Origin of the sequence: Bacillus sp. AP50, assembly GCF_040492675.1 — a bacterium.
GTDB classification, from domain to species: domain Bacteria; phylum Bacillota; class Bacilli; order Bacillales; family Bacillaceae_G; genus Bacillus_A; species Bacillus_A cereus.
Window position 1 is genome coordinate 1 of the sequence record NZ_JBEUTW010000696.1, and the last position, 3,668, is coordinate 3,668.

Here is a 3,668-nt window from a genome sequence, read left to right on the forward strand (position 1 = left end):
CACTAACACAAATCTGTACTTTGCAAGGCGTATTATCATCTTTTCTTTCTCCATGCTCAGGTAAATCAAAGCTTAATACTTGATAACCTTTTTGTTTGGCTTCTTCAGCTAATATTTGAATAATTGTATCTTCCTTATTTGACATATTTCCATGTACTGCAATAAAAATTTTATCACTCTTATCTCCCCATAAAACCGCAGGAATATTACTAATTTTAAAATTATTTTTAATCATATTCCCTCCATAAACTAAGACATATAGGACTTGGCAAAAAACGCACACACTTTATTTACCTCTGTACAGCAGGTAATATCCCCTTCAACTCCATTAAATCATCTATTACTACATCAGCCTGAGCAAGTTCATCTTCTTGCGCAAAATCAAAATTACACCCAATTGCAAGTAAACCGTTGTCTTTCGCTGCATTTATATCAGATAGCCGGTCACCAACTACCGCTGCCTCTTTTATATCATATTTGTTCATAATACTTTTAACTAAGTCACCTTTATTTAGCGATTGTATTTGTTCAATACTAAACGTTTCAATCACCCACTTGTCTAAAGCATAATAAGTTACGATTGCTCGTAAATATTCTTTCAAACCATTACTAGCAATGTAAATGGAACAATTATTTTCTTTTATATATGTAAATATTTCTTTTACATTTGGATATAAAGCGCCTTTTCCGCTTTTTATGTTTTCAATAAGTCTATCTAAAAAATATGCATCTGTTTGTTCTCTTATTTCAATAGAATGGTCCGGTAATAAAGCTTCCCAAACTTTCGGTAACGGCACACCCATAATTTCTCTATATTTATCAATTGGTGTTACTGTATCCCATAATTGTAATGATCTTAAGTGATCAAAAGTATCATCTAATGATAATTCTAAAATTTTATCTGTTTGAAATAACGTACCATCCATATCAAAAATTAATGCTTGTAACATTCCTATCTCTCCTTTTGGACTATGGTTTTACCAGATATATTTTTAAGCATCTCAATAATAATTTCTGAGCAATAATTCGCAGCAGTTTTCGCGAAGTCATCATAAGAAATTTGAGCTTCATCATTTGCGCTGTCAGAAATACATCTTATAATGAGAAACGGTATATCATTTATATAGGCAACATGTCCAATTGCTGCCCCTTCCATTTCTGTACAATGAGGTGCGTATTCGTCTATTAATTTCGCCTTTAACTTTGAATCTTCAACAAAACATTCACCGCTGACAATTCTTCCTTCATGAACTGCAATCTGTAAACTACTACTAATACAAGCTTTACGTGCTAACTCTACCAATTCCTTACTTGCAATAAATTCTTCTTGGAGCGGAAATAAGTTTTTCATTTGAGCTTTACTTACATCATGATGAGTAACATTCGTTGAAATAACTATATCGCCGACTTTTACATCTGAATGTAATCCACCAGCAACGCCCGTATTAATGATAGAGTCTACATCAAATTTATGAATTAATGTTTGCGCGCATGCAGCTGCATTTACTTTCCCTACACCAGAACGTGTAATAATTACTTCTGTTCCCATGAATTCTCCAATATAAAAAGGCATTCCCGCTATTGTCTGTTCCTCTTGTATAACTAGTTTTTCTAAAAGTAAATCTATTTCAATTTGCATTGCTCCAATAATGCCGATTCTGTTCATGTATGTAGTCTCCTCTTTATTTATAAGTCAGCCAATATATTATGTAATACACCATAATTTTCAGCTATCCAATTCATTTCATCTGCAAAGCGTGAAGGTGGTACACTATGCTGATCCATATTGGCATGGATCCACCAAGTACTCTCCATGTACCAAAGCATTTGAATTGCCCGAACAATATTCCCTACTGGAAAGTCTACTTCATTGCGGTACCCTTCTAAAAATGATGCAACAAGACTCTTATTTAATACTCCGTCACTTAATGCGCACGATATAACTACACGGCCAATATCTAACTCTACATAATCGTAATCCATGCGATCAAAATCAAGAATCGCTGATACTTTATCATTAAGAAACAAGAAATTATCTACCCATAAATCACGGTGCACCCATCCCCTTTGGCTATTATGAAATTGTTCTGTATTTACCAATTGTGTTGCTTCTTGTTGTAATTTTATATAAGGGAGAATGTGCTCTTTTCCTAGTTTCTCTACTTCTCTCCTTTTATCTTCCCAATGTTTCAATCTCGCCTCTTTAGTAGGTGGAACAAATTTAGGATTTTCTCCTTTTATTAAAGAGCCATCATTTAACAAGTTATGCATATAGCCTATCGTCTGACCAAGAGAGTGAATTTCCTTTTGATTCACTTTTCCTGGTGAAACTAAGCTACCTTCCTTATGTTCTAATACTATAAATCTTTCATCACTTTTTGATATATGCATTACATTATTTTTATAAATTAATACTTTTGGACAACTTACACCATTATTATGTAATCTTTGCTGTTGTTGTAATGCTTGTATTAAAAGGTCTGAGTTATACATTTTGTACCGTTCTTGATTATATTGCTTTAATACAAAATCCCCTGCATCCGTTTCGAGTTTCCACTTCAAATTTAGCCAACCACGATGAATAGGTATTGCATTTCGAATTTTAAATTCAAATAAAGTTTCACATTCTACTTTCAACTCTTGAAAAATCATTGTAGCTTTTTCATTAGATAACGGCTCTATCATCTTACTTGTCCTTTCTTAACTTGGCATTCCTTTCACTCTCTCTAACATAACCGATAATAAAAATTTCGGAAGTACAAGTTGTCTCTTTAATCTTTTCGGCTGTGAGAGTAACCTATACAGCCATTCAGTTCCAGTATCCCTCATTATTTTTGGTGCTCTTTTTACAGTACCAGATATTATATCAATCATGCCTCCGATACCAATAGATAGCGGAACGTTTAATGTTTGTATGTTTTCATAGATGAACTCTTCTTGTTTTGGTGAACCTAGTCCTACGAGTAGTAAATGCGGCTTGAACTGCTTAATTTTCATTTTTATTTCCTCTATTTCTTCACCATTTACAAATCCATGCTGTCCTTTAAATTGTGCTCCTGGGAACTGCTCATTTAATTTTTCTAATGCCTTTTTATTACTTTCTGGCGCAGCTCCAAAAAGAAAGACACGATATTCATTGTCGTTACAATATTTTATTAAATCGTGAGTTAAATCCGCCCCAGTAACACGTTCTTTCAAACTTCCTTTTAATATTTTCGAGCCAATTATGACACCAATCCCATCCGCTGTTATTAAATCCGCAGATAGTAACATCTTTTTAAATTCCTTTGATTTTTCCGTATTTTCCTTTGCAGACATAACAATTTCAGGATTTGCAGTTACTACAAACCTTGGTTTCTCTTGTTGTTCATGTAGCCAACCTTTTAATAAACTTATAGCTTTTGCATATTCTAAAGTTGAAAAAGGTATACCTTTTATAAACTGCTGATCCACTGTACTCTCCCCTTACATAAGCTGCAAATATTCATCAATGTCTTTAGAAATTTGAATAAAAGCTTTATTCCAAAATTCATAATTTCTTATATCTATTTCAAAATGTTTTTTCATAAGCTCCTCTACTGGAGCCTTTCCTGTTTCTCGTAAGAACTCTTTATATTTCGAATGAAAAGTACTTTTACCTTCTTGAGCTATTTCTAATAAGCTAAAAC

At 33.2% G+C, this 3,668-nt stretch carries 4 protein-coding genes and 2 pseudogenes; all 6 read right to left on the reverse strand.

The window, feature by feature from the left end; genetic code table 11:
- Positions 1–235 (reverse strand): annotated as a pseudogene (locus tag ABWK52_RS28510) (alpha/beta hydrolase); the annotation flags it as partial.
- A 55-nt stretch (positions 236–290) separates the two neighbouring features.
- Positions 291–950, reverse strand: a complete 660-nt coding sequence (locus ABWK52_RS28515; protein WP_000938413.1) for an HAD hydrolase-like protein — start codon at positions 948–950, stop codon at positions 291–293.
- Between the two features lie 2 nt (positions 951–952).
- The gene (locus tag ABWK52_RS28520; RefSeq protein WP_098541938.1) at positions 953–1,666 is read right to left on the reverse strand and encodes a 5'-methylthioadenosine/adenosylhomocysteine nucleosidase; all 714 of its coding nucleotides are present in this window, start codon (positions 1,664–1,666) and stop codon (positions 953–955) included.
- A 20-nt stretch (positions 1,667–1,686) separates the two neighbouring features.
- On the reverse strand, positions 1,687–2,685 hold the full coding sequence (locus ABWK52_RS28525; protein ID WP_000572381.1) for a phosphotransferase: 999 nt from the start codon (positions 2,683–2,685) through the stop codon (positions 1,687–1,689).
- A 15-nt stretch (positions 2,686–2,700) separates the two neighbouring features.
- The gene (locus ABWK52_RS28530) at positions 2,701–3,453 is read right to left on the reverse strand and encodes a WecB/TagA/CpsF family glycosyltransferase (protein ID WP_000372652.1); all 753 of its coding nucleotides are present in this window, start codon (positions 3,451–3,453) and stop codon (positions 2,701–2,703) included.
- Positions 3,454–3,465: 12 nt separating this feature from the next.
- Positions 3,466–3,668, reverse strand: a pseudogene (locus ABWK52_RS28535) (M3 family metallopeptidase); the annotation flags it as partial.

Excerpts from the sequence above, each read along its gene's own strand:
- ABWK52_RS28515 (WP_000938413.1), bottom strand. The coding sequence starts at position 950 with ATGTTACAAGCATTAATTTTTGATATGGATGGTACGTTATTTCAAACA.
- ABWK52_RS28520 (WP_098541938.1), bottom strand. The coding sequence starts at position 1,666 with ATGAACAGAATCGGCATTATTGGAGCAATGCAAATTGAAATAGATTTA.
- ABWK52_RS28525 (WP_000572381.1), bottom strand. The coding sequence starts at position 2,685 with ATGATAGAGCCGTTATCTAATGAAAAAGCTACAATGATTTTTCAAGAG.